This is a genomic window from Pseudomonas sp. S2_C03 (genome assembly GCF_054668405.1).
In genome coordinates this window covers 4,552,008-4,573,117 of record NZ_CP162766.1, presented here as the reverse complement: position 1 = coordinate 4,573,117, position 21,110 = coordinate 4,552,008, and the positions used below count along the sequence as shown (strand labels likewise).

Here is a 21,110-nt window from a genome sequence, read left to right as displayed (position 1 = left end):
CGCTTCCTGTAGGAGCGAGCATGCTCCGGGCGGCGTTCCGACGATGGTGGTCAACGATCACGCGGGGGGCCTGACACCCAGCAGCGTTCTCGAGTCCAATCGCGAGCAAGCTCGCTCCTACAGGGGGCAGGGCAGTGTCCGGTTTTTTTAGAAGTGGAAATTGGTACTCAGCAGCGCCGTACGCCCCGCCGCCTGGTTGGCGAAGTGGGTCGAGAAGGCCTTGTCGTAGTAGGTTTCGTCGGTCAGGTTCTGCACGTTCAATTGCAGGTCGATGTTCTTGGTCAGCTTGTAGGCGGCCATCGCATCGTAGCGAACGTAAGAATCAACCATGGTGGTGTTGGCGGTACTGCCAAACACGTCGTCGACATAGAAGGCACCGCCGCCGATGGTCAGCTTCGGCGTCACCTGGTAGGTCGTCCACAGGCTGGCACTGTTCTTCGGCGTGTTCGGCAGTTCATTGCCGTTGTTGGCCTTGTTGGCCGGCAGATCACCGCCGTCAATTTGCTCGCTGTCCATGAAGGCGTAGCCTGCGAAGATTTGCCATTTGTCGGTGAGCTTGCCGCTGGCCGACAGTTCGAAGCCCTGCACGCGGGTCTTGCCGGCATTTTCGTAGGTCGTGGTGTTGACCTGGACGCGGGCGTTTTCCTTCTCGGTGCGGAACACGTCTGCGGTCAGCGACAGACGATCATTGAAGAAGTCCCACTTGGTACCAATCTCGTAGTTCTTGGTGGTTTCCGGCTCCATGTCGCTGCTCAGCAGGTTGCCGCTGCGATCCGGCGTACCGCTCAACGGGTTGCCGTCCTGGCCTTCGCCGAGGGTGGCGCCCGGTGGGGTCGCAGAGGTCGCATAAGAGGCGTAGATGCTGCCATTTGGCGCTGGCTTGTAGACCACGCCGAATTGACCGGTCACGAATTCGCTGACGTCGTCACCTTTGAAGGTGGTCGCGCCGGCGCCGTTGTAGCTCTTGTACTCGGTGTCGAAGTGGTCGTAGCGCAGGCCCATGTTGACCAGCCACTGCTCGGACAATTCCAGGGTGTCGAACACGTACAGCGCGTAGGTGTTGGCCTTGGTGTCGGTGCCAGCGTAGTTGCGCGAGATGGCGCCGTTCCACGGATCGTTCGGGTTCGGATTGGCCAGCGAGGTGCAGTTGAAACCGGTCGAGGCGCCCACAGGGCAGACGGTGGTCCTGCCGCCGTTGGCGGTGAAGCCAGTGGCGGTGGCGACGTTATAGCTGCTCTTCTGCGATTCTTCGTTCGACAGTTCAAGGCCCGTGGAGAAACTGTTCTTGAACCCGGCAATGTAGACGTCACCAAACAGGTCGGTCTGGTTGGTGGTGGTCTCGGTGTTGCTGACGCGGGTGTTGGCGCGGCGCCAGACGGTGCCACGGTTGACGTTGCCCTGGCTGTCATCCGGCTGGGTCAGGATGTAGTCCTGCATGCTGGTGCCGTGACGAAGGGTGTTCTTGATGGTCAGCGCGTCAGTCAGGTCGTGCTCGATGGCGAAGGTCGCGGTGTCGGTACGGCCTTTGCGGAAATCGCGGTCGGCCAGGCCGTAGAAGTTGCTGCTGTCGCCACCGTCATTGGGCTTGTCCGGATTGGCCTTGGTACGCGCTGCCGAACCCGCCGTCGGGATCGAATACGGAATGCCCGAATCCGGCGTGTCATTACTTTCCAGGTGATAGTAATCGAGGTTGACGCGGGTGTCGGTGCCCAGGCCGAACACCAGGGAAGGCGCGACGCCCCAACGGTCGTAGTCGACCTGGTCGCGACCGGCGACGTTGCTCTCGTGGCTCATCAGGTTCAAACGGCCAGCGGCGCTGTCGGTGAACTGGTAGTTGCCATCGAAGGTGTAACGCTGGGTCTGGTCGGAGCCCCAGGTGAAACCGCCATCCAGCGAGTTGCCCAGGTGGGCTTTCTTGCTCACCAGGTTGATCGTGCCGCCAGCCGCACCACGACCCCCAATGGCGGAGTTCGGGCCTTTGCTGACTTCGATGGATTCGACGGCGAAGATCTCACGGCTCTGCGAGCCGGTGTCGCGTACGCCGTCCAGGTAGGTGTCGCCCTGGGCGTCGAAGCCGCGGATGAACGGACGGTCGCCCTGTGGGTTGCCACCTTCACCGGCACCAAAGGTGATACCTGGAACGGTGCGCAACGCGTCTTGCATGTTCAGTGCGCCAGTGTCCTTGAGGACTTGTTGCGGGATGACGGTTACCGAGCGCGGCGTGTCGACCAGCGGTGCGGTGTACTTGGGTGAAGAAGCTTTTTCGACGTTGTAACTGGTCGCGTCCTGGGCTTCGCCAGTGATGGATGTGGCATCCAGGGCAATCGCGCCGTTCGACGCTTTTGCGTCGGTCTTCTCGGCAGCGAACGCCATGTGGCCTGCAGAGCCGGCGGTCAGCGCCATGCCAATCGCAGAAGCGAGCAAACGCGGTGAGCTGACAGGTAATTGTGCTTGTTGGCGCGACATCGGAATTTTCCTTCCCCAAGGATTTGAGGCCGCGAAATATAGGGTAGACGCGTCTTTGTATCAATTGCGAAACGTTACTATTTGCACTGAATTTACATTCTTTACAATTTGCCCTTACGATTTTTGGTGTTTCATTCGTCTGGTGGGTTTTACACTGACAATAAGAATCAATACCATTGCCATCCTTTTGCCTTCAGGACCGTTTCCATGCTGCTGCACATCAAGGGCTTGTTCACCAAAGACGAAGTGCGGCGCATCCGCGAGGCTCTGGAGCAGGCCGATTGGGCTGACGGGAAAATGACTGCCGGCTATCAGTCGGCCAAGGCCAAGCACAATCTGCAACTCCCCGAGGGCCATCCACTCGCCAAGGAAATTGGTGAGGCGATGATCGAGCGCCTGTGGAAAAACCCGCAATTCATGTCCGCGGCGCTGCCGCACAAAGTCTTTCCTCCGTTAGTGAACTGTTACACGGCGGGCGGCAGTTTTGACTTCCATATCGACAACGCCGTGCGCCAGCCCAAGGGCAGCGTCGAGCGCGTGCGCACTGACCTGTCCTCCACGCTGTTCTTCAGCGAGCCCGAGGATTACGACGGCGGGGAGCTGGAAATCCAGGACACCTACGGCGCGCAACGGATCAAGTTGCCGGCCGGCGACATGGTTCTGTATCCCGGCACCAGCCTGCACAAGGTCAATGCCGTCACCCGTGGCGCACGATTCGCGTCGTTCTTCTGGACGCAAAGCCTGGTACGCGAAGACAGCCAGCGAGCGCTCCTGTTCGAAATGGACGGAGCGATCCAGCAATTGACCCAGGACATGCCCGATCACCCTTCGCTGATCCGGCTGACGGGTACCTACCACAACCTGTTGCGCCGTTGGGTCGAGGTATGACGTTCCAGTTGCGCCGCGAAGAAGTGCTCGACGGCGAACGCCTCAGATCGATGCTCGACGAAAGCCCGGCGCGTGCGGCCCAGGCCATTCTGATGGCCGCCCGGGAAGGCGTTGTCGAGGCCCAGGCGCTGCTCGCGCAAATTCTGCTGGATGGGCAGGGTATCGCACAGGATCAGCCACTGGCGTTGCGCTGGTTTGACATCGCCGCCGGCCGGGGACATCTGATGGCGCGTAACATGCTCGGTCGTTGCCACGAACATGGCTGGGGTTGTACGGCGAATGCAGCGATTGCAGCCAGGCACTATCGCATGGCGGCAGACGCAGGCCTGGATTGGGCGATGTACAACTACGCCAATCTGCTGGCCACCGGACGCGGAGTGCTGGAGGATCAGATGCAGGCCTTGCGGTTCTACCGGCAGGCAGCCGAACTCGGCCATGCGAAGTCGATGAATCTGTTGGGGCGTTATCTGGAAGAAGGGCGGTTTTGCCCGGTGGATCTGCCGGCAGCCCGTGACTGGTATCGACGTTCGGCCGAGGGCGGAGACTTTCGTGGGCAGTTCAGTTTTGCCGCAGTGCTCGCCGATGAAGGCAACGTCGATGGCGCTGTGGACTGGCTGCGTCAGGCGTTGGTGGGTGGCAACCTGAATTTTCTGCGCGTCGCTGCACCGGCGCTCGCCAGTGCAATGGACTCACGCATTCGCTCGATGGCCGACAATTATGCCCGCCGCCGAGCCGAACTCGAAGATTCCCCCTGTAGGAGCGAGTTTACTCTCGATGGTCGTCAACGATGACGCTGGTTGCCTGAGGCCCCGCGGTGTCTGTGCCTCCATCGCGAGCAAGCTCGCTCCTACAGGTGCGGCGTTATACGTAGAACGATTTCAGCGGTGGGAAGCCATTGAACTCAACCGCGCTGTAGCTGGTGGTGTAAGCGCCGGTCGACAGCCAGTACAAACGATCACCAATGGCCAGGTTCAGGGGCAGGCCGTACTTGTAGTTTTCGTACATGATGTCGGCGCTGTCGCATGTTGGGCCGGCGATGACCACTTCTTCCATCTCGCCTTTTTTCTCGGTCCAGATCGGGAACTTGATGGCTTCGTCCATGGTTTCGATCAGGCCGGAGAACTTGCCCACGTCGGTGTACACCCAGCGCTCGACGGCGGTACGGGATTTACGGGCCACCAGTACCACTTCGCTGACCAGAATGCCGGCGTTGGCGATCAGCGAGCGGCCAGGTTCCAGGATGATTTCCGGCAGGTCATCACCGAAGTCTTCCTTGAGGAAGCGGATGATTTCCTCGGCGTAGGTTTCCAGGCTGTTGGTACGGGTGATGTAGTTGGCCGGGAAGCCGCCACCCATGTTGATCAGCTTGAGGTGGATGCCGTCTTCTTCTTTCAAGCGCTCGAAGATCACCTTGACCTTGGCGATGGCCGCGTCCCAGACGCTGATGTCGCGCTGCTGCGAACCGACGTGGAACGAGATGCCGTAAGGCACCAGGCCCAGGTCGCGGGCGAGGATCAGCAGATCCATGGCCATGTCGGTCTGGCAGCCGAACTTGCGCGACAGGGGCCAGTCAGCGGTGGTCGAACCTTCGGTGAGAATGCGCACGTAGATCTTCGAGCCCGGTGCGGCCTTGGCAATGTTGCGCAGGTCGGCTTCGGAGTCGGTGGAGAACAGACGCACGCCCTTCTCGTAGAAGTAACGGATGTCCTTGGACTTCTTGATGGTGTTGCCGTAGCTGATGCGGTCGGCGCTGACGCCGCGATCCAGCACTTTGTCCAGCTCGTAGATCGAGGCGATGTCGAAGCTCGAGCCTTTATCCTTGAGCAGGTCGATGATCTCGACAGCCGGGTTGGCCTTCACCGCGTAGTAGACCTTGGCGAACTCGAAACCGGCGCGCAGGTCATCGTAGGCCTGGGCGATCATCGCGGTGTCGATCACCACGAAAGGGGTTTCTTGCTTGTCGGCGAACGCCTTCATTTTCTGAAAAGTTTCGCGCGCGAAATAGTCTTCGACCTGGATCGACATGCTTGGGAGCTCCTATGGGCAAACTCGTGAAATCAATGGGTGCATGAACGCCCTCCGTATCCCCACTTTGGTTCGCCTACTTCCCAAGGCATGTCGCCGAAAGCAAAAAGGCCATGGGATGTGCAGCTTTCCCTTGGCCTTGCTGTCTCGTCGTCAGTACTTGAGCCGGATGGATCGTTTCCAGCATGGACGTTCGGCGCGAACTTTAGGGCGTGAGGGACTTGAGATCAACAAAAAATGTCGCGTTTTTGCACTCTTCTGACGTGCGTGACCGACATCACTCTTTGTAGCGGACAGAGATGACGGGCAGATGTTCCCCGGTGATTTTGAAGTGTTAAAAATACCTGCACGTTCGAAGCTTTTGTGCGCTTGATTGTAGGTAAGTACGTTAGCGGCAGCTTCGGCGACGTTGGCGGCGAGTGGGGTCTGTCGGAGGGGATTTGGCTTGCCGGGGAGGTAAAAAGAGGAGGGGGCCAGGGTTGCCAGTGTTGATATTTCTTTCCGGTGTGTGAAATGCGGAAAACATGGTCTTTTAATCGAGTAATTTTTGAATGCTAGGCCGCCATCGCGACGGTGCGACGCTTCGCCAAGCCCGCTCCCACAGAGTTCGAGTCATACACAAAATTTGTGTATAGCCCAAATCACTGTGGGAGCGGGTTTGGCGAAGCGTCGCACCGCCGCGATGGCGTCAGATCAGACCGCCGCCACCTCGGCTGGCGACACGATACTGGTCTTGCCCCCACGGGATTTGCCCGAACTCAGGTATTCGGCAATCGACTCCTGGGTGACTTCCCCGAGGAACACCCGCTCCGCATCCATCACCGGCAGCCACGAGCGGTTGAACTCGTACATGCGCGACAACAGGATGCGCAGGTGTTCGTCGTAGGCCGCCGTGGCGTTGAACTCGCGCAGGTACTGGCCGCAGGTGCCGGTCTGACGGTGCAGGTCACGGCGTCGTACATAGCCCAGTGCCTTGTTTTCAGCGTCGGTGACGACGACATAACGGCGGTCGTGCTCGTCCATCAACTCCAGCGCTTCGGCCACCGGCGTTTCCGGGCTGACCGATGGGGCATTGTCCGCCGCGTCCTCGGCTTTCACCAGCAGCAGTCGCTTGAGCGTGCTGTCCTGGCCAACGAAGTTGCTGACGAACTCGTCCGCCGGGTGCGCCAGCAGGGTGTCGGGGTGGTCGATCTGCAGCAGCTTGCCAGCGCGGAAGATCGCGATCTTGTCGCCCAGCTTGATGGCCTCGTCGATGTCGTGGCTGACCATGATCACGGTCTTGTTCAGCGCTCGCTGCATCTCGAAAAATTCGTTCTGGATCATCTCGCGGTTGATCGGGTCGACCGCACCGAAGGGTTCATCCATCAGCAACAGCGGCGCCTCGGCCGCCAGTGCGCGAATTACGCCGATCCGTTGCTGCTGGCCACCCGACAACTCCCGTGGATAGCGGTGCAGATACTGCTTGGGTTCAAGCTTGATCATGCTCATCAGCTCGCGGGCGCGGTCGTGGCATTTCTGTTTGTCCCAGCCGAGCAGTTTTGGCACGACCACGATGTTTTCCTCGATGGTCATGTTCGGGAACAGGCCGATCTGCTGGATCACGTAGCCGATGTTGCGGCGCAGCGTCACTTCGTCGAGGTCGGTGGTGTCTTCGCCGTTGATGAAGATCTTGCCCGAGGTCGGCTTGATCAGGCGGTTGATCATCTTGAGCGTGGTGCTTTTGCCGCAACCCGATGGCCCGAGGAATACACAGATTTCGCCTTCGTTGACGGTCAGGCTGACCGAGTCCACGGCTTTTACGTCTTTGCCGTTGCTTTGGAAGGTCTTGCTGAGGTTTTGAAGTTCGATCATTTGAGGAGTCCTTTTGGAGTCAACGAGCGTTGTAGCCATTGCAGGATCAAGTCGGCAAAGATGGCCAGGAGGCTGACCAGTACGGCGCCGACGATCAGCATCGACATGTCGCTGCGGCTGATGGAGGCGAGGATGAGTACGCCGAGACCGCCGGCACCGATGGTGGCGGCGATGGTCATGACACCGATGTTCATGACCACGGCGGTGCGTACACCGGCGAGGATCACCGGCACCGCGATCGGCAGTTCGACCATGCGCAGGCGCTGGCCGAAGGTCATGCCGATGCCGCGCGCAGCCTCACGGATGCCCGGCTCGACGCCGGTCAGGGCCAGGTAGGTGTTGCGCATGATCGGCAGCAGGGAATAAAGAAACACGGCGGTGATCGCCGGCATGGGCCCCAGGCCCTGGCCGAACTTGGAGTAGAACGGCAGCAGCAGGCCGAACAGGGCAATCGACGGCACGGTCAGCAGCACCGTGGCACTGGCTTGCAGAGGGCCGGCGAGTGTCGGGAACCGTATCATCAGAATGCCCAGCGGTACGCCGACCACAATCGCCAGGGTCACGGCGATGCCGACCAGGGTGATGTGCTGCCAGGTCAGGTGCAGGACCTGTGACCAGTCCAGATGGGAAAAGGCGTTGAAGAATTCCATGGCTCTTCCTCCTTAGTTGATAGGGTGCTGGCGCAGGAAATCAGCGGCCACGGTGGAAGGGCTCTGGTGATCGACATCGACCCGCGCGTTGAGCTCGCGCATGGTGTTGTCGTCGAACAGCTCGGCCAGTGGCTTGAGTTGTTCAGCCAGTTGCGGGTGGGCGTCGAGAAACGCCTGACGCACCACCGGTGCGGCGGTGTAGTCCGGGAAGTAATGCTTGTCGTCTTCCAGCAGCTTCAGCTTGAAGGCGTTAAGGCGTCCGTCGGTGGTGTAGACCAGACCGGCAAATACCTGAGCATTGCGCAATGCGGTGTAGACCAGGCCGGCGTCCATCTGGCGGATGTTCTTGCGTGTCAGGTTCATGTCGTACAGTTCGACCATGCCCGCCAGGCCGTCGGAGCGGTTGGCGAACTCGGTGTCCAGGGCCACGAGGTTGTTGGTCTCGGCCTCCTGGCGCAGCACTGTGTTCAGGTCGCTGATGGTGTTGATCTGTGGGTACTCATCAGCGACTTTTTTCGGCAGGGCGAGGGCGTAGGTGTTGCTGAATTTCGACGGAGTCAGCCAGACCAGGCCTTTCTTGGCGTCGAGTTCTTTCACCCGGGCGTAGGACTGTTTGCTGTCGAGTTTTTCAGTGACGTGGTTGTAGGCCACCAGCGACACGCCGGTGTATTCCCAGAGCATGTCCAGTTGTCCGCTTTCGTGGGCGCTGCGGGCCAGGTTGCTGCCCAGACCGCCGGTGACCTGCACGTCGTAACCCTTGGTGCGCAGGTATTGCGAGGTGATTTCCGCCAACAGGGTCTGTTCGGTGAATACCCGGGCGCCGATGCGCAACAGCGGTTTTTCCGCCGCTTGGGCAAAACCTGCGAGCAGCAGGATGCCGCCCAGTATCAAGCATAATTTTTTCATGACGATTCCTTTGCCGAGGCTTAAGACGGGCGCAAGCCGCGTTCGAGCCAGAGGCGGCTGGCGAGTGTCACCAGGCCGTCGAGCAGCAGCGCCAGCAGGGCGGTGCAAGCCGCGCCGAGCAGGAGTTGCGGCTGATTGTTCAGGGCGATGCCGGGGAAAATCAGGCTGCCCAGGCTGTTGGCGCCGATCAGGAACGCCAGCGGTGCGGTGCCGACGTTGATCGCCAGGGACACGCGCACGCCACCGATGATGATCGGCACGGCGTTGGGCAGTTCGACTTTCCACAGCACCTGGCGCGGGGTCATGCCGATGCCGGTCGCGGCTTCCTTGAGCGAGCCCTGCACGTTTTTCAGGCCTTCATAGGTGTTGCGCACGATGGGCAGCAGCGAGGCGAGGAACAGGGCGAAGATGGCGGGGCCACTGCCGATGCCCAGAATACCCAGGGCGATGGCGAGTACGGCGAGCGGCGGCACGGTGTTGCCGATGTTGAAGATTTGCATGAAGCGTTCAGCACGGCCCACCATCGACGGGCGGCTGAGAAAGATGCCGGCGGGAATTCCCACGACAAGGGCCGCCAGCATCGAGGCCAGGACCAGAATCAAATGCGCTTGCAGGTAAAACAATAAATCGTCGCGGTACTGTTGAATCGTGTTGATGCCAATCCAGTGGACCAGCAGGGCCAGAAGGGCGACCGCAACCGCACCTCCTACCAGCCCTTTGCCATAGCGAATAGCCACAGGCGGACTCCTGTTTTCTTTTGTCGGCGAACGCAGTCCCATGTGGCAGGCCATGACTGGCTGCCGGGCAGGGCGTTCGCGAGAAGCAGCTCATACCGAGCATGCCCCTGTAGGAGCGAGCTTGCTCGCGATGAAGGATCAGACGACACGGTCTATCTGACACCCCATCGCGAGCAAGCTCGCTCCTACAGGGGTAGGCGTACGGCATTGAGCCATGAGCGCAGCCTCGTCAGGCTAACTTGCTGATTTTCCAGCCCCTGATACGAGTGTCGTAGCAGGGGAGTGGACGCCTCCACCTTTTAAAAGGTTCCATAATTAGCAGCATTTGGCCACCCTTCATCCTCGCCCGGCGCTTTGCATTGACAGCAAAGCGCCGGGCGAGCGGTGGTCCGACGCCTTCGGTTTACGCTATACTCGCCGCCCTTTTTTGAATCACCGCCAGGCGATTTTCCATGACCAGACAGGCCGCCGAAGTCGCGAAGCGCCGCACTTTTGCCATTATTTCCCACCCCGACGCCGGTAAAACCACCATCACCGAGAAGCTGTTGCTGATGGGCAAGGCGATTGCGGTCGCGGGTACGGTGAAGTCCCGTAAGTCGGACCGCCATGCCACGTCCGACTGGATGGAAATGGAAAAGCAGCGGGGTATCTCGATTACCACGTCGGTCATGCAGTTCCCGTATCGCGAACACATGATCAACCTGCTCGACACCCCGGGCCACGAAGACTTCTCGGAAGATACCTATCGCACCCTGACTGCGGTGGACTCCGCGTTGATGGTGCTCGACGGCGGTAAAGGTGTAGAGCCACGGACCATCGCGTTGATGGACGTCTGCCGTCTGCGCGATACGCCGATCGTCAGCTTCATCAACAAACTTGACCGTGACATCCGCGACCCGATTGAACTGCTCGACGAAATCGAGGCGGTTCTCAAGATCAAGGCTGCGCCGATCACCTGGCCGATTGGTTGCTACCGGGATTTCAAGGGTGTGTATCACCTCGCCGGCGACTACATCATTGTCTACACCGCCGGTCACGGTCACGAACGCACCGAAACCAAGATCATCGAGAAACTCGACTCCGACGAGGCGCGTGCGCACCTGGGCGATGAGTACGAGCGTTTCCTCGAGCAACTCGAACTGGTGCAGGGCGCCTGCCACGAGTTCAACCAGCAGGAGTTCATCGACGGCCAGATGACCCCGGTGTTCTTCGGTACCGCGCTGGGCAACTTCGGCGTCGATCACGTGCTCGATGCCGTGGTGGACTGGGCACCGCGCCCACTGCCACGGGTAGCCAACGAGCGCACCGTGGAACCGGTGGAAGAGAAGTTCTCGGGCTTCATCTTCAAGATCCAGGCGAACATGGACCCGAAACACCGCGACCGGATCGCATTCATGCGTATCTGCTCGGGCAAGTATGAAAAAGGCATGAAGATGCGCCACGTGCGCACTGGCAAGGACGTGCGCATCGGCGACGCCCTGACCTTCTTCTCTTCCGAGCGTGAGCAACTGGAAGAGGCGTTCGCAGGCGACATCATCGGTCTGCACAACCACGGCACCATCCAGATCGGTGATACCTTCACCGAAGGTGAGTCCCTGGGCTTCACCGGTATCCCACACTTCGCCCCGGAACTGTTCCGTCGCGTGCGCCTGCGCGACCCGCTTAAATCCAAGCAACTGCGCCAGGGCTTGCAGCAGTTGGCGGAAGAGGGCGCCACCCAGGTGTTCTTCCCGGAACGCAGCAACGACATCATCCTTGGCGCCGTGGGTGTGCTGCAGTTCGACGTGGTCGCCAGCCGCCTGAAGGAAGAATACAAGGTCGAGTGCTCCTACGAGCCGATCACCGTGTACTCCGCGCGCTGGATCGATTGCAGCGACAAGAAGAAACTCGAGGAATTCTCCAACAAGGCCGTGGAAAACCTGGCCGTCGACGGTGGCGGTCACCTGACCTACCTCGCCCCGACCCGCGTCAACCTGGCCCTGATGGAAGAGCGCTGGCCCGACGTGAAATTCCGCGCGACGCGTGAGCATCACTAAGCGCTGAACGGCTACACCCAAAGCCCCGTTGCGAAAGCCTCGGGGCTTTTTGTTAGCTGCACACCCGACCCTGTAGGAGCGAGCATGCTCGCGATGACGGTGGGTCAGTCTACATTTGTGTTATTTGACACACCGCCTCGCGAGCAATCGAGCGTCGACCGGCTGCTCCTACAGGTGACCATCGCCAATTCGAAATAAGGGTTATGCCAAAGCAATCTCTCCGCCCATGGCATTTCAGGCTCCCCACTCGCGTCCTATCTGGAGAAGCACCCCAATCAGGACTAGATTTTATTCAGCGCGGGAAGGAGGAGATCGGCCATGAACAGATTGTTTCGCGTTTTACTGATGTTGAAGGTATTGGTGATGCTGTCCTTCGGGACGTCGATGGCGTGGGCCGAGTGTGAGGACCACGACACGCAGGCCTCGAGTGGGCCGGTGGGGCATGCCGGGTTGATGATTGCCAAATCGGAGTCTGAGCCGGGCGATCAGGGGCAGGGAGGCAGTGAGGGGGATGATGACTCGACTACCGATGACCCGGATAGCGGTGATGAGGATGACGAAGGTTCGACGTAATCAACCCAACTGATTACACACATACAACTGTGGGAGCGGGCAAGTCGCACCGCCGCTCCCACAGGTTTTCCAACAGGTCGTTATTTCTTCAGGCTGCCGTTACAAAAACTGCTCCGCATAGTGGCAAGCCACCTGCCGGCTATCGAGTGGACGCAGCAGCGGCTCTTCCGTGCTGCAACGCTCGGTCGCATACGGGCAGCGCTTGTGGAAGGCGCAGCCTGGTGGCGGGTTCAGCGGGTTGGGCAGTTCGCCCACGATCTTGATTTTCGGCTTGGACGGATCCGGGTGGATGGTCGGTGTCGCCGAGAGCAAGGCCTGGGTGTACGGGTGCAGTGGACGGGCGTAGATGTCCTCTTTCGGACCGATTTCCACCGGGCGACCGAGGTACATCACCATCACGTCGTCGGCCACGTGTTGCACCACGGCCAGGTTGTGGGAGATGAACACGTAACCGGTGTTGAACTCCTGCTGCATGTCCATGAACAGGTTCAGCACCTGGGCCTGGATCGACACGTCGAGCGCCGAGGTGGGTTCGTCCGCCACCAGCACCTTGGGTTGCAGCATCATGGCGCGCGCCAGGGCGATGCGCTGGCGCTGACCGCCAGAGAACATGTGCGGATAACGCTGGTAGTGCTCGGGACGCAAGCCAACCTGCTTCATCATCGCCTGGACCTTTTCGCGACGCTCGGCGGCACTGAGGCTGGTGTTGATCAGCAAAGGTTCGGCCAGTTGATCACCGATTTTCTGCCGTGGGTTGAGCGAGGCGTACGGGCTCTGGAACACCATCTGTACGTCTTTACGCAGTTGCTTGCGCTGGGCCTTGTCGGCGCCGGCCACTTCCTGGCCGGCGATCTTCAGCGAACCCGAGGACGGCTCCTCGATCAGTGTCAGGGCGCGGGCCAGGGTGGATTTGCCACAACCGGATTCACCGACAACCGCGAGGGTCTTGCCGGCTTCCAGTTCGAACGACACGCCGTTCAGGGCGCGCACGGTGGCGTGGCCCTTGAACAGGCCTCGGGACACTTCGTAGTGACGGGTGAGGTCGCGGGCGGTAAGTACGACGGCCATTACGCCACCTCCTGGTTCAGCGGATAGAAGCAGCGAGCGAGGCTGTTGCTTTTCGGGTCAAGGGCTGGACGCTGCGCGCGGCAGTTGTCCTGCACGTACGGGCAGCGTGGCGACAGCAGGCAGCCTTGTGGGCGGTCGTAGCGACCGGGCACGATGCCGGGCAGGGTCGAGAGGCGCGAGGCGCCCAGGCTGTGCTCCGGAATCGCCTTGAGCAGCGCTTCGCTGTAGGGATGCGCCGGGATGTCGAACAGTTGCGGCACCTGGCCCACTTCCACAGCCTGGCCGGCGTACATCACGCACACACGCTGGGCGGTTTCAGCGACCACCGCGAGGTCGTGGGTGATCAGCACCAGGCCCATGTTCTGCTCTTTCTGCAACGCCAGCAGCAATTCCATGATCTGCGCCTGGATGGTCACGTCCAACGCGGTGGTCGGTTCGTCGGCGATCAGCAGTTTCGGCTCGCCGGCAATCGCCATGGCGATCGCGACTCGCTGGCTCATGCCGCCGGACAGTTGGTGCGGGTAGGCGTCCATGCGGCTGGCCGCGCCCGGGATTTCAACTTTTTCCAACAACTCGATGGCACGCTTGCGCGCGGCCTTGCCGGACATGTTCAGGTGCAGGCGCAGCACTTCCTCGATCTGGAAGCCCACGGTGTAGCTGGGGTTCAGCGCGGTCATCGGGTCCTGGAACACCATCGCCAGGTCTTTACCGACGATCTGCCGACGCTGGCGATTGCTCAGCTTGAGCATGTTCTGGCCGTCAAAGCTCAACGAGTCGGCGGTCACGATGCCCGGGTGCTCGATCAAGCCCATCAGCGCCATCATGGTTACGGACTTGCCGGAACCGGACTCGCCAACGATGGCCAGCACTTCGCCCTTGTCCACCTTGAGGTCGAGGCCGTCGACCACCGGGGTGGCGTTCTTGTCGCCAAAGCGAACGTTGAGATTCTTGATTTCTAGCAGTGACATGGGAATCTCCTCAGGCGGCGTTCTTGAGTTTCGGGTCCAGCGCGTCGCGCAGGCCGTCACCCATCAAGTTGATTGCCAGCACGCTGAGCAAAATGGTCAAACCAGGCAGGCTCACGACCCACCAGGCGCGTTCGATGTAGTCGCGGGCCGAAGCCAGCATGGTGCCCCACTCAGGGGTTGGCGGTTGTACGCCAAGGCCGAGGAAGCCCAGAGCGGCGGCATCGAGAATCGCCGAGGAGAAGCTCAAGGTGGCCTGGACGATCAGCGGTGCCATGCAGTTGGGCAGCACAGTGATGAACATCAGGCGAGGCAGGCCGGCACCGGCCAGGCGGGCCGCAGTCACGTAGTCGCGGTTCAGCTCGCCCATCACAGCGGCGCGGGTCAGGCGCACATAGGATGGCAGGGACACCACGGCGATGGCGATCACGGTGTTGATCAGACCTGGGCCGAGGATGGCGACGATCGCCACGGCCAGCAGCAGGGACGGCAGGGCGAGCATGATGTCCATCAGGCGCATGATGGTGGGGCCGAGCAGTTTCGGGAAAAATCCCGCGAACAGGCCCAGCAGGATCCCCGGGATCAATGACATCACCACCGACGACAAACCGATCAGCAGCGACAGGCGCGAACCCTGGATCAGGCGCGACAGCAGGTCACGGCCCAGTTCATCGGTGCCGAGCAGGAACTGCATTTGCCCACCTTCGAGCCATGCCGGAGGCGTCAGCAGGAAGTCACGGTATTGCTCGCTTGGATTATGCGGGGCAACCCATGGCGCGAAGATCGCGCAGAAAATCACCAGCAGCATGAACAGCAGGCCGGCAACGGCGCCTTTGTTCTTGGCGAACGCTTGCCAGAATTCTTTGTACGGCGAGGGGTACAGCAGGCTTTGATCCGCGGAAGCGGCGGTGGCTACTGAGGAAGTTGGAGTGCTCATGAATATTGACCTCAGCGCTGATGACGGATGCGTGGGTTGGCAAAGCCGTAGAGGATGTCCACCACGAAGTTGACCAGAATCACCAGGCAGGCGATTAACAGGATGCCGTTTTGTACCACCGGGTAGTCACGGGCGCCGATGGCTTCGATCAGCCATTTGCCAATGCCTGGCCAGGAGAAGATGGTTTCAGTCAGGACCGCACCTGCCAGCAGGGTGCCGACTTGCAGGCCGACCACGGTCAGTACCGGGATCAGCGCGTTGCGCAGGCCATGCACGAACACCACGCGCGACGGCGACAGGCCCTTGGCCTTGGCGGTACGGATGTAGTCTTCGCGCAGTACTTCGAGCATCGACGAACGGGTCATACGCGCGATCACCGCCAGCGGGATGGTGCCGAGCACGATGGCCGGCAGGATCAGGTGATGCAGGGCGTCGAGGAACGCGCCTTCTTCGTCGGCCAGCAAGGTGTCGATGAGCATGAAGCCGGTGCGCGGCTCGATGTCATACAAAAGGTCGATCCGCCCGGATACCGGGGTCCAGCCCAGGGAAACGGAGAAGAACATGATCAGGATCAGGCCCCACCAGAAGATAGGCATCGAGTAACCCGTCAGGGAGATGCCCATCACGCCATGGTCGAACAGCGAGCCTCGCTTGAGTGCCGCGATCACTCCGGCCAGCAGGCCGAGGATGCCGGCGAACAGCAGCGCGGCCATGGACAGTTCCAGGGTCGCGGGAAACAGGGAGGTGAACTCGGTCCAGACGCTTTCACGGGTACGCAGGGATTCCCCCAGGTCGCCGTGGGCCAGTTTCCCGACATAGTCCAGGTACTGGGCGTAGAGCGGTTTGTTGAGACCAAGGCGTTCCATTGCCTGAGCGTGCATTTCGGGGTCGACCCGACGTTCTCCCATCATGACTTCCACAGGATCGCCAGGGATCATGCGAATCAACGCGAAAGTCAGCAACGTGATGCCGAAGAACGTGGGGATCAACAACCCCAGTCGGCGGGCAATAAAACTAAACATTGTGCGGTGTACCTCATCAGCCGGTTAGGCGTGCCTGGTGTCCCTGGGGTCAGGGACACCGGGAGTTTTCTTATTTACTTCACCTGGGTGGTGGCGAAGTTATTCGTGGTCAGTGGGCTAATGTAATAACCCTCTACGTTGTTGCGCATTGCGGTGAACATTCTAGTGTGTGCGAGGCTGATCCATGGCTGGTCCTGGTTGAAGAGCGCCTGGGCCTGCTCATACAGGGCTGCGCGTTCGGCGGGGTCGGTTTTCTCCCGGGCCTGGTCGAGCAGGGCCTGAAACTTGTCGTTACACCAGCGCGCGTAGTTTTCGCCGTTTTTCGCCGCCTCGCAACTCAGCAATGGCGTGAGGAAGTTGTCCGGGTCGCCGTTGTCGCCCGCCCAACCGGCGGAAACCATATCGTGCTCGCCGTTTTTCGCGCGTTTGAGCATTTCGCCCCATTCCATCACGCGGATGTCGATCTTGATCCCGATCTTGGCCAGGTCGGCCTGCATCATCTGCGCACCGAGCATCGGATTGGGGTTGGTCGCACCGCCACCGTTGCGGGTGAACAGGGTGAACGTGGTGCCTTCCGGCACGCCGGCTTCCTTGAGCAGGGCGCGGGCCTTGTCCAGGTCACGGGCCGGGTTTTTCAGGTTGTGGTTGTAGCCTAGCAGGGTGTCCGGATACGGGTTGACCGCGACGGTCGCATTGCCCTTGCCAAACAGCGCGTTGACGGCCGCTTCCTTGTCGAAGGCGATGTCGATGGCTTTGCGCACACGGACATCGCTCAGGTATTTGTGCTGGGTGTTCATGGCGATGTAGGCGACGGTCATCGCGTTCATTTCATCGACCTTGAGCTTTGGATCTTTCTTGATGCTCGGAATGTCATCGGGCTTGGGGTACAGCGCAACCTGGCACTCGTTGGCCTTGAGTTTTTGTAGACGCACGTTGTTGTCGGTGGCGATCGCGAAGATCAGCGATTCGGCCGGGACCTTGCCACGGAAGTACTCCGGGTTGGCCTTGAAGCGCACCTGGGCGTCCTTGTTGTAGCGCTGGAAGACGAACGGCCCGGTACCGATCGGCTTGCTGTTCAGGTCGCCCGTCTTGCCGGCCTTGAGCAACTGGTCGGCGTATTCGGCCGGGTAAATCGAGGAAAACGCCATGGCGATGTCGGCCAGGAAGGGCGCTTCGCGGCGGGTCAGGGTGAACTTGACCGTGTTGTCGTCGACTTTCTCGACGCTTTTGAGCAGCTCTTTGAAGCCCATGCTTTCAAAGTAGGGGAAGCCCACGCTCGATTTGTCATGCCACGGGTGTTTCGGGTCCAGCTGGCGCTGGAAACTCCAGACCACGTCGTCGGCATTCATGTCGCGGGTCGGCTTGAAGTATTCGGTGGTGTGAAACTTGACACCTTTGCGCAGATGGAACGTGTAGGTCAGGCCATCTTCGCTGATGTCCCAGGAGTCGGCCAGGGCCGGAACCACATCGGTGGTGCCAGGCTTGAAGTCGGCCAGGCGATTGAAAATGGTTTCAGCCACCGCGTCGGCTGTGACTGCAGTCGTGTACTGAACCATGTCGAAGCCTTCCGGACTGTTTTCGGTACAAACCACCAGGGGTTTGGCCGAGACACCCACCGCAACACTCAGCAAGGCGGCTGCGACGGCCGCACGTAGGGGAAGCATTTTCATCGAGAACCCTCTGCAATCGGTTAGAAAACAAAAAGCCGTGCGGCTTGGTTGAATCAGCCGCACGGCAGGTGCGTTACAGAATGTTGAACGGGATGGTGGTCACGAGACGGAACTCGTTGATGCTGCCATCGGACTGGTTTTCGCTGGCGCGGTGAGTGGTGTAGGTCGCGCGGATAGCGGTGGCCTTGAGCGGGCCACTCTGAATGGCGTAGGACGTACCAATGCCGTATTCGTAATGGTGTTCGCCGTCCATTGCCTTCACGTCGCCGTAGCCGGTGCTGTTGTAGTGAGTACCGTCGATACCCCAGCCGCGAGCCTGGTAGATGTTGAACTTCAGGCCAGGTACGCCGTATTCAGCCATGTTCAGGCCGTAGGCGATCTGGAACGATTTCTCGTTCGGGCCGTTGAAGTCCGACAGCAGGGAGTTGGCGAGGTAAATGCCGTTGGTTTCGTGCAGGTAGTCGAAGTATTCGTTACCGTTCACTTGCTGGTACGAGAAGGTCAGGCTATGAGCCTGGTGGGTCAGGCCGAGCGACAGGGAGTAGGTGTCGTTGTCGATCTGGCCCAGCTTGGCTTTACCTTCGTCTACGGTTTTGTAGTAGTTCAGGCCAGTGGTCAGGCTCAGCTCCTGGCTGTCACCCAATACGTGGCTGGCGCCGAAGTAGTACTGGTTCCAGAAGTCTTCGGCCTGGGTGGCCCAGAGGCTGGTAGTCAGGCTTTCCAGCGGATTGTAAGTGATGCCGCCGGTGTAGATGTGATCGGACTCAACGCTGCGGGTGCCGTACTCTGAGCGGAATTTTTGCTGGCTCTGTTCCATACGTGGCGAGACGCGGTCAAAGGTCGCGAAATCGAAGGTCAGATTGTCCAACTCGCCGATTTTCAGCGCGCCACCCTGGAAGCTCGAAGGCAGCGCACGGTTGCCGATGGTGTCGACTTGCGGGCTGCTGTAGCTCATGCGACCCACTGTCAGGGTGCTGTTGGAGATGCGCGCCTTGACGTTGGCCAGGCCCAGTTTGCTCCACTGATCGACGGCGTCGCCATCGGAGTGGGCGAGGGTACGGTTGGAACCGCCCTTGATGTCTTCGCGGCTACGATCCAGCGCGATGGCATTGTACGCCGCGACTTCAGTGCTCAAGCCTACGGTGCCTTGGGTGAAGCCCGAGGTGTAGTTGAGGATGGTGCCCTGGACCCAGTTGATCCGGCGAGTACCGGTCTCGGTGACTCCGTGGCGCTCGTAGGTGTAGAAGCCGCCACGCTGCTTGTCCTCGTTCGAGTACCAGTTACGGGTCGTACCGCTCAAGGACTGGCCATCGATGAAGCCGGTCGCTTCGCTCTGTGCACTTTTCTCTTTCACGGTAACCGGTGTGAAGGCTTGGCTTTGGGTTTCCGCGTAAGCCGTGGCGGTGATGCTACTGATGGCCAGGGCCAGTATCGCGGTGCTGCTCAGTTTCATGGGTGAAGCTCCTTAACTTTCTTTTTTTTATGCCGGTTTTTTGTGGTGGTCCGGCTACTTGGTTGGAACTCATTCACGCAGTGCAAACGTTTGCCTTGTGCCAAATCGGCGGATTACGGCAATACGCCTGCATGAGGGCGCAAGGCGCCCCCGGGCGTTTAGCTACACGGTTTGGTTATTTATCGATGCTGACACCCGAGAACACGTTGCGGCCGAAGGGGCTCACCTTGAAGCCTTCGACTTTGGCGCTTAACGGCTGGTTGACCGTCGAGTGAGCGACAGGCGTGATTGGCACTTGCTGCTTGAGCAGTTGCTGGGCCTGTTTGTAGAGCACGGTGCGCTGGTCGCGATCAGTGACGATCTTGGCCTGCTTGATCAGCTTGTCATAAGCCGGGTCACACCATTGGGAGTAGTTGTTGCCGCCGATGGCATCGCAGCTGTACAGCGTGCCCAGCCAGTTGTCCGGGTCACCGTTGTCACCGGTCCAGCCAATCAGGCTGATGTCGTGTTCGCCATTCTTGGTGCGCTTGATGTACTCGCCCCATTCGTAGCTGACGATCTTCACCTTGAGGCCAATCTTCGCCCAGTCGGCCTGGAGCATCTCGGCCATCAGCTTGGCGTTGGGGTTGTATGGACGCTGCACCGGCATTGCCCACAGAGTGATTTCGGTGCCTTCCTTGACGCCGGCGGCCTTGAGCAGTTGCTTGGCTTTTTCCGGGTTGTAGGCGGCGTCCTTGATAGTGTCGTCGTAGGACCATTGGGTGGGTGGCATGGCGTTGACCGCTAACTGCCCGGCGCCCTGGTAGACCGCGTTGAGAATGCCCTGCTTGTTCACCGCCATGTCCAGCGCCTGGCGCACTTCGAGCTGGTCGAACGGTTTGTGGCGCACGTTGTAGGCGATGTAGCCGAGGTTGAAACCCGGCTTCTCGATCAGGGTGAGTTTCGGGTCATTCTTGAGTGCATCGACGTCGGCGGGGCGGGGGTGCAGGGTGATCTGGCACTCATTGGCCTTGAGCTTTTGCACGCGCACCGAGGCGTCGGTGTTGATGGCAAAAATCAGGTTGTCGAGTTGGACCCGGCTCGGGTCCCAGTACTGCTTGTTGCCGCTGTAACGGATGTTGGAGTCTTTCTGATAGCTCTTGAACACGAACGGCCCGGTGCCGATCGGCTTCTGGTTGATCTCGCTGGGTTTGCCCGCGGCCAACAATTGGTCGGCGTATTCGGCGGACAGGATGGAAGCGAAACTCATGGCGATGTTCTGGATGAACGCGGCGTCCACGCTGTTGAGCGTCATGACCACGGTCAGCGGCCCGGTCTTTTCGACCTTGGCAATGTTCTTGTTCAGGCTCATCCCGTTGAAGTAAGGGAATTCGGTGGGGTAGGCCTTACGGAAAGGATGTTGCGGGTCGAGCATGCGATTGAAGGTGAAGAGCACGTCGTCGGCGTTGAAATCGCGTGTCGGCGTGAAGTACTTGGTGGTGTGAAATTTCACTCCTTCACGCAAGTGGAAGGTGTATTTGAGACCGTCCTCGGAAATATCCCAGCTCTTCGCCAGCCCCGGTACCACGTTGGTCGCGCCTTTTTCGAACTCGGCCAACCGGTTGTACAACGGTTCGGCGGCATCATTATCGGTGGCGGTGGTGTACTGCGCGGTGTCGAAGCCCGCCGGGCTGCCTTCAGAGCAAAACACCAGACTGTTATTGGCGGCATGGCTCATGGAAGTGGCGGCCAACAGGCCGGTGCCCAGCAATGCGGATAAAACCAAGGTATGGCGCATGACGCTCCCTCTTTCTTTTCGCTAAGTGTTCAATGAACTGCAGCCCCGTCCGGGGGCATGGCAGCCTTTTTGATTTCAAACCATGA

General features: G+C 60.0%; 17 protein-coding genes. 4 read left to right on the top strand and 13 right to left on the bottom strand.

Annotated features, from left to right (window positions below):
- Positions 1-147: 147 nt before the first annotated feature.
- Positions 148-2,466 carry a TonB-dependent receptor gene (locus AB4N64_RS21210; protein WP_460118203.1) on the bottom strand — a complete coding sequence of 773 codons (2,319 nt, stop codon included), beginning with the start codon at positions 2,464-2,466 and terminating at the stop codon, positions 148-150.
- Between the two features lie 207 nt (positions 2,467-2,673).
- Between AB4N64_RS21210 and AB4N64_RS21205 the strand changes: the two genes are divergently transcribed.
- Both AB4N64_RS21205 and AB4N64_RS21200 read left to right on the top strand, forming a co-directional pair.
- A complete protein-coding gene (locus AB4N64_RS21205; RefSeq protein ID WP_460118201.1) occupies positions 2,674-3,354 on the top strand; it encodes a Fe2+-dependent dioxygenase in 681 nt (226 codons plus the stop codon).
- Positions 3,351-4,145, top strand: a complete 795-nt coding sequence (locus tag AB4N64_RS21200) for a tetratricopeptide repeat protein (RefSeq protein WP_460118199.1) — start codon at positions 3,351-3,353, stop codon at positions 4,143-4,145. Before AB4N64_RS21205 ends, AB4N64_RS21200 begins: the two co-directional genes overlap by 4 nt.
- Before the next feature lie 70 nt (positions 4,146-4,215).
- Here AB4N64_RS21200 and AB4N64_RS21195 read toward each other — a convergent pair whose 3' ends face one another.
- From AB4N64_RS21195 to AB4N64_RS21175, 5 genes are all read right to left on the bottom strand, one after another.
- Positions 4,216-5,379 carry a type III PLP-dependent enzyme gene (locus tag AB4N64_RS21195; RefSeq protein ID WP_460118197.1) on the bottom strand — a complete coding sequence of 388 codons (1,164 nt, stop codon included), beginning with the start codon at positions 5,377-5,379 and terminating at the stop codon, positions 4,216-4,218.
- Between the two features lie 693 nt (positions 5,380-6,072).
- Entirely contained in the window at positions 6,073-7,230 is a 1,158-nt protein-coding gene (locus AB4N64_RS21190) for an osmoprotectant ABC transporter ATP-binding protein OsmV (RefSeq protein WP_460118195.1), read from the bottom strand.
- On the bottom strand, positions 7,227-7,880 hold the full coding sequence (locus tag AB4N64_RS21185; protein WP_460118194.1) for an ABC transporter permease: 654 nt from the start codon (positions 7,878-7,880) through the stop codon (positions 7,227-7,229). Before AB4N64_RS21185 ends, AB4N64_RS21190 begins: the two co-directional genes overlap by 4 nt.
- A gap of 12 nt (positions 7,881-7,892) precedes the next feature.
- On the bottom strand, positions 7,893-8,786 hold the full coding sequence (locus AB4N64_RS21180) for a glycine betaine ABC transporter substrate-binding protein (protein ID WP_460118191.1): 894 nt from the start codon (positions 8,784-8,786) through the stop codon (positions 7,893-7,895).
- 20 nt (positions 8,787-8,806) lie between these two features.
- Positions 8,807-9,565 (bottom strand): ABC transporter permease, encoded by a 759-nt coding sequence (locus tag AB4N64_RS21175; RefSeq protein ID WP_460118189.1) that lies wholly within the window; start codon positions 9,563-9,565, stop codon positions 8,807-8,809.
- A 410-nt stretch (positions 9,566-9,975) separates the two neighbouring features.
- On the opposite strand from AB4N64_RS21175, the gene AB4N64_RS21170 reads away from it, so the two are divergent.
- Both AB4N64_RS21170 and AB4N64_RS21165 read left to right on the top strand, forming a co-directional pair.
- Positions 9,976-11,559: a peptide chain release factor 3 gene (locus AB4N64_RS21170; protein ID WP_460118187.1), complete on the top strand. Its 1,584-nt coding sequence runs from the start codon at positions 9,976-9,978 to the stop codon at positions 11,557-11,559.
- A gap of 318 nt (positions 11,560-11,877) precedes the next feature.
- Positions 11,878-12,132 carry a hypothetical protein gene (locus tag AB4N64_RS21165; protein ID WP_460118184.1) on the top strand — a complete coding sequence of 85 codons (255 nt, stop codon included), beginning with the start codon at positions 11,878-11,880 and terminating at the stop codon, positions 12,130-12,132.
- 99 nt (positions 12,133-12,231) lie between these two features.
- On the opposite strand, the gene AB4N64_RS21160 is transcribed toward AB4N64_RS21165, so the two are convergent.
- The 7 genes from AB4N64_RS21160 to AB4N64_RS21130 all read right to left on the bottom strand — a co-directional run bounded on the left by AB4N64_RS21160 (position 12,232) and on the right by AB4N64_RS21130 (position 21,024).
- Positions 12,232-13,200 carry a peptide ABC transporter ATP-binding protein gene (locus tag AB4N64_RS21160; protein ID WP_460118182.1) on the bottom strand — a complete coding sequence of 323 codons (969 nt, stop codon included), beginning with the start codon at positions 13,198-13,200 and terminating at the stop codon, positions 12,232-12,234.
- Positions 13,200-14,168 (bottom strand): ABC transporter ATP-binding protein, encoded by a 969-nt coding sequence (locus AB4N64_RS21155; protein WP_460118180.1) that lies wholly within the window; start codon positions 14,166-14,168, stop codon positions 13,200-13,202. The genes AB4N64_RS21160 and AB4N64_RS21155 overlap by 1 nt, the downstream gene beginning before the upstream one ends.
- Positions 14,169-14,178: 10 nt before the next feature.
- Positions 14,179-15,102 carry an ABC transporter permease subunit gene (locus AB4N64_RS21150; RefSeq protein WP_460118178.1) on the bottom strand — a complete coding sequence of 308 codons (924 nt, stop codon included), beginning with the start codon at positions 15,100-15,102 and terminating at the stop codon, positions 14,179-14,181.
- 11 nt (positions 15,103-15,113) lie between these two features.
- A complete protein-coding gene (locus AB4N64_RS21145; RefSeq protein ID WP_460118175.1) occupies positions 15,114-16,124 on the bottom strand; it encodes an ABC transporter permease subunit in 1,011 nt (336 codons plus the stop codon).
- A 74-nt stretch (positions 16,125-16,198) separates the two neighbouring features.
- A complete protein-coding gene (locus AB4N64_RS21140; RefSeq protein WP_460118173.1) occupies positions 16,199-17,794 on the bottom strand; it encodes an ABC transporter substrate-binding protein in 1,596 nt (531 codons plus the stop codon).
- 73 nt (positions 17,795-17,867) lie between these two features.
- Positions 17,868-19,247, bottom strand: a complete 1,380-nt coding sequence (locus AB4N64_RS21135) for an OprD family porin (RefSeq protein ID WP_460118171.1) — start codon at positions 19,245-19,247, stop codon at positions 17,868-17,870.
- A gap of 175 nt (positions 19,248-19,422) precedes the next feature.
- Entirely contained in the window at positions 19,423-21,024 is a 1,602-nt protein-coding gene (locus tag AB4N64_RS21130) for an ABC transporter substrate-binding protein (protein ID WP_460118169.1), read from the bottom strand.
- Positions 21,025-21,110: the final 86 nt, after the last annotated feature.

Bases quoted from the DNA above. Each gene is read 5' to 3' on its own strand.
- AB4N64_RS21210 (WP_460118203.1), bottom strand. From the start codon at position 2,466: ATGTCGCGCCAACAAGCACAATTACCTGTCAGCTCACCGCGTTTGCTC.
- AB4N64_RS21160 (WP_460118182.1), bottom strand. From the start codon at position 13,200: ATGGCCGTCGTACTTACCGCCCGCGACCTCACCCGTCACTACGAAGTG.
- AB4N64_RS21175 (WP_460118189.1), bottom strand. From the start codon at position 9,565: ATGGGACTGCGTTCGCCGACAAAAGAAAACAGGAGTCCGCCTGTGGCT.
- AB4N64_RS21155 (WP_460118180.1), bottom strand. From the start codon at position 14,168: ATGTCACTGCTAGAAATCAAGAATCTCAACGTTCGCTTTGGCGACAAG.
- AB4N64_RS21180 (WP_460118191.1), bottom strand. From the start codon at position 8,786: ATGAAAAAATTATGCTTGATACTGGGCGGCATCCTGCTGCTCGCAGGT.
- AB4N64_RS21135 (WP_460118171.1), bottom strand. From the start codon at position 19,247: ATGAAACTGAGCAGCACCGCGATACTGGCCCTGGCCATCAGTAGCATC.
- AB4N64_RS21140 (WP_460118173.1), bottom strand. From the start codon at position 17,794: ATGAAAATGCTTCCCCTACGTGCGGCCGTCGCAGCCGCCTTGCTGAGT.
- AB4N64_RS21190 (WP_460118195.1), bottom strand. From the start codon at position 7,230: ATGATCGAACTTCAAAACCTCAGCAAGACCTTCCAAAGCAACGGCAAA.
- AB4N64_RS21205 (WP_460118201.1), top strand. From the start codon at position 2,674: ATGCTGCTGCACATCAAGGGCTTGTTCACCAAAGACGAAGTGCGGCGC.
- AB4N64_RS21165 (WP_460118184.1), top strand. From the start codon at position 11,878: ATGAACAGATTGTTTCGCGTTTTACTGATGTTGAAGGTATTGGTGATG.
- AB4N64_RS21200 (WP_460118199.1), top strand. From the start codon at position 3,351: ATGACGTTCCAGTTGCGCCGCGAAGAAGTGCTCGACGGCGAACGCCTC.
- AB4N64_RS21195 (WP_460118197.1), bottom strand. From the start codon at position 5,379: ATGTCGATCCAGGTCGAAGACTATTTCGCGCGCGAAACTTTTCAGAAA.
- AB4N64_RS21145 (WP_460118175.1), bottom strand. From the start codon at position 16,124: ATGTTTAGTTTTATTGCCCGCCGACTGGGGTTGTTGATCCCCACGTTC.
- AB4N64_RS21170 (WP_460118187.1), top strand. From the start codon at position 9,976: ATGACCAGACAGGCCGCCGAAGTCGCGAAGCGCCGCACTTTTGCCATT.
- AB4N64_RS21150 (WP_460118178.1), bottom strand. From the start codon at position 15,102: ATGAGCACTCCAACTTCCTCAGTAGCCACCGCCGCTTCCGCGGATCAA.
- AB4N64_RS21185 (WP_460118194.1), bottom strand. From the start codon at position 7,880: ATGGAATTCTTCAACGCCTTTTCCCATCTGGACTGGTCACAGGTCCTG.
- AB4N64_RS21130 (WP_460118169.1), bottom strand. From the start codon at position 21,024: ATGCGCCATACCTTGGTTTTATCCGCATTGCTGGGCACCGGCCTGTTG.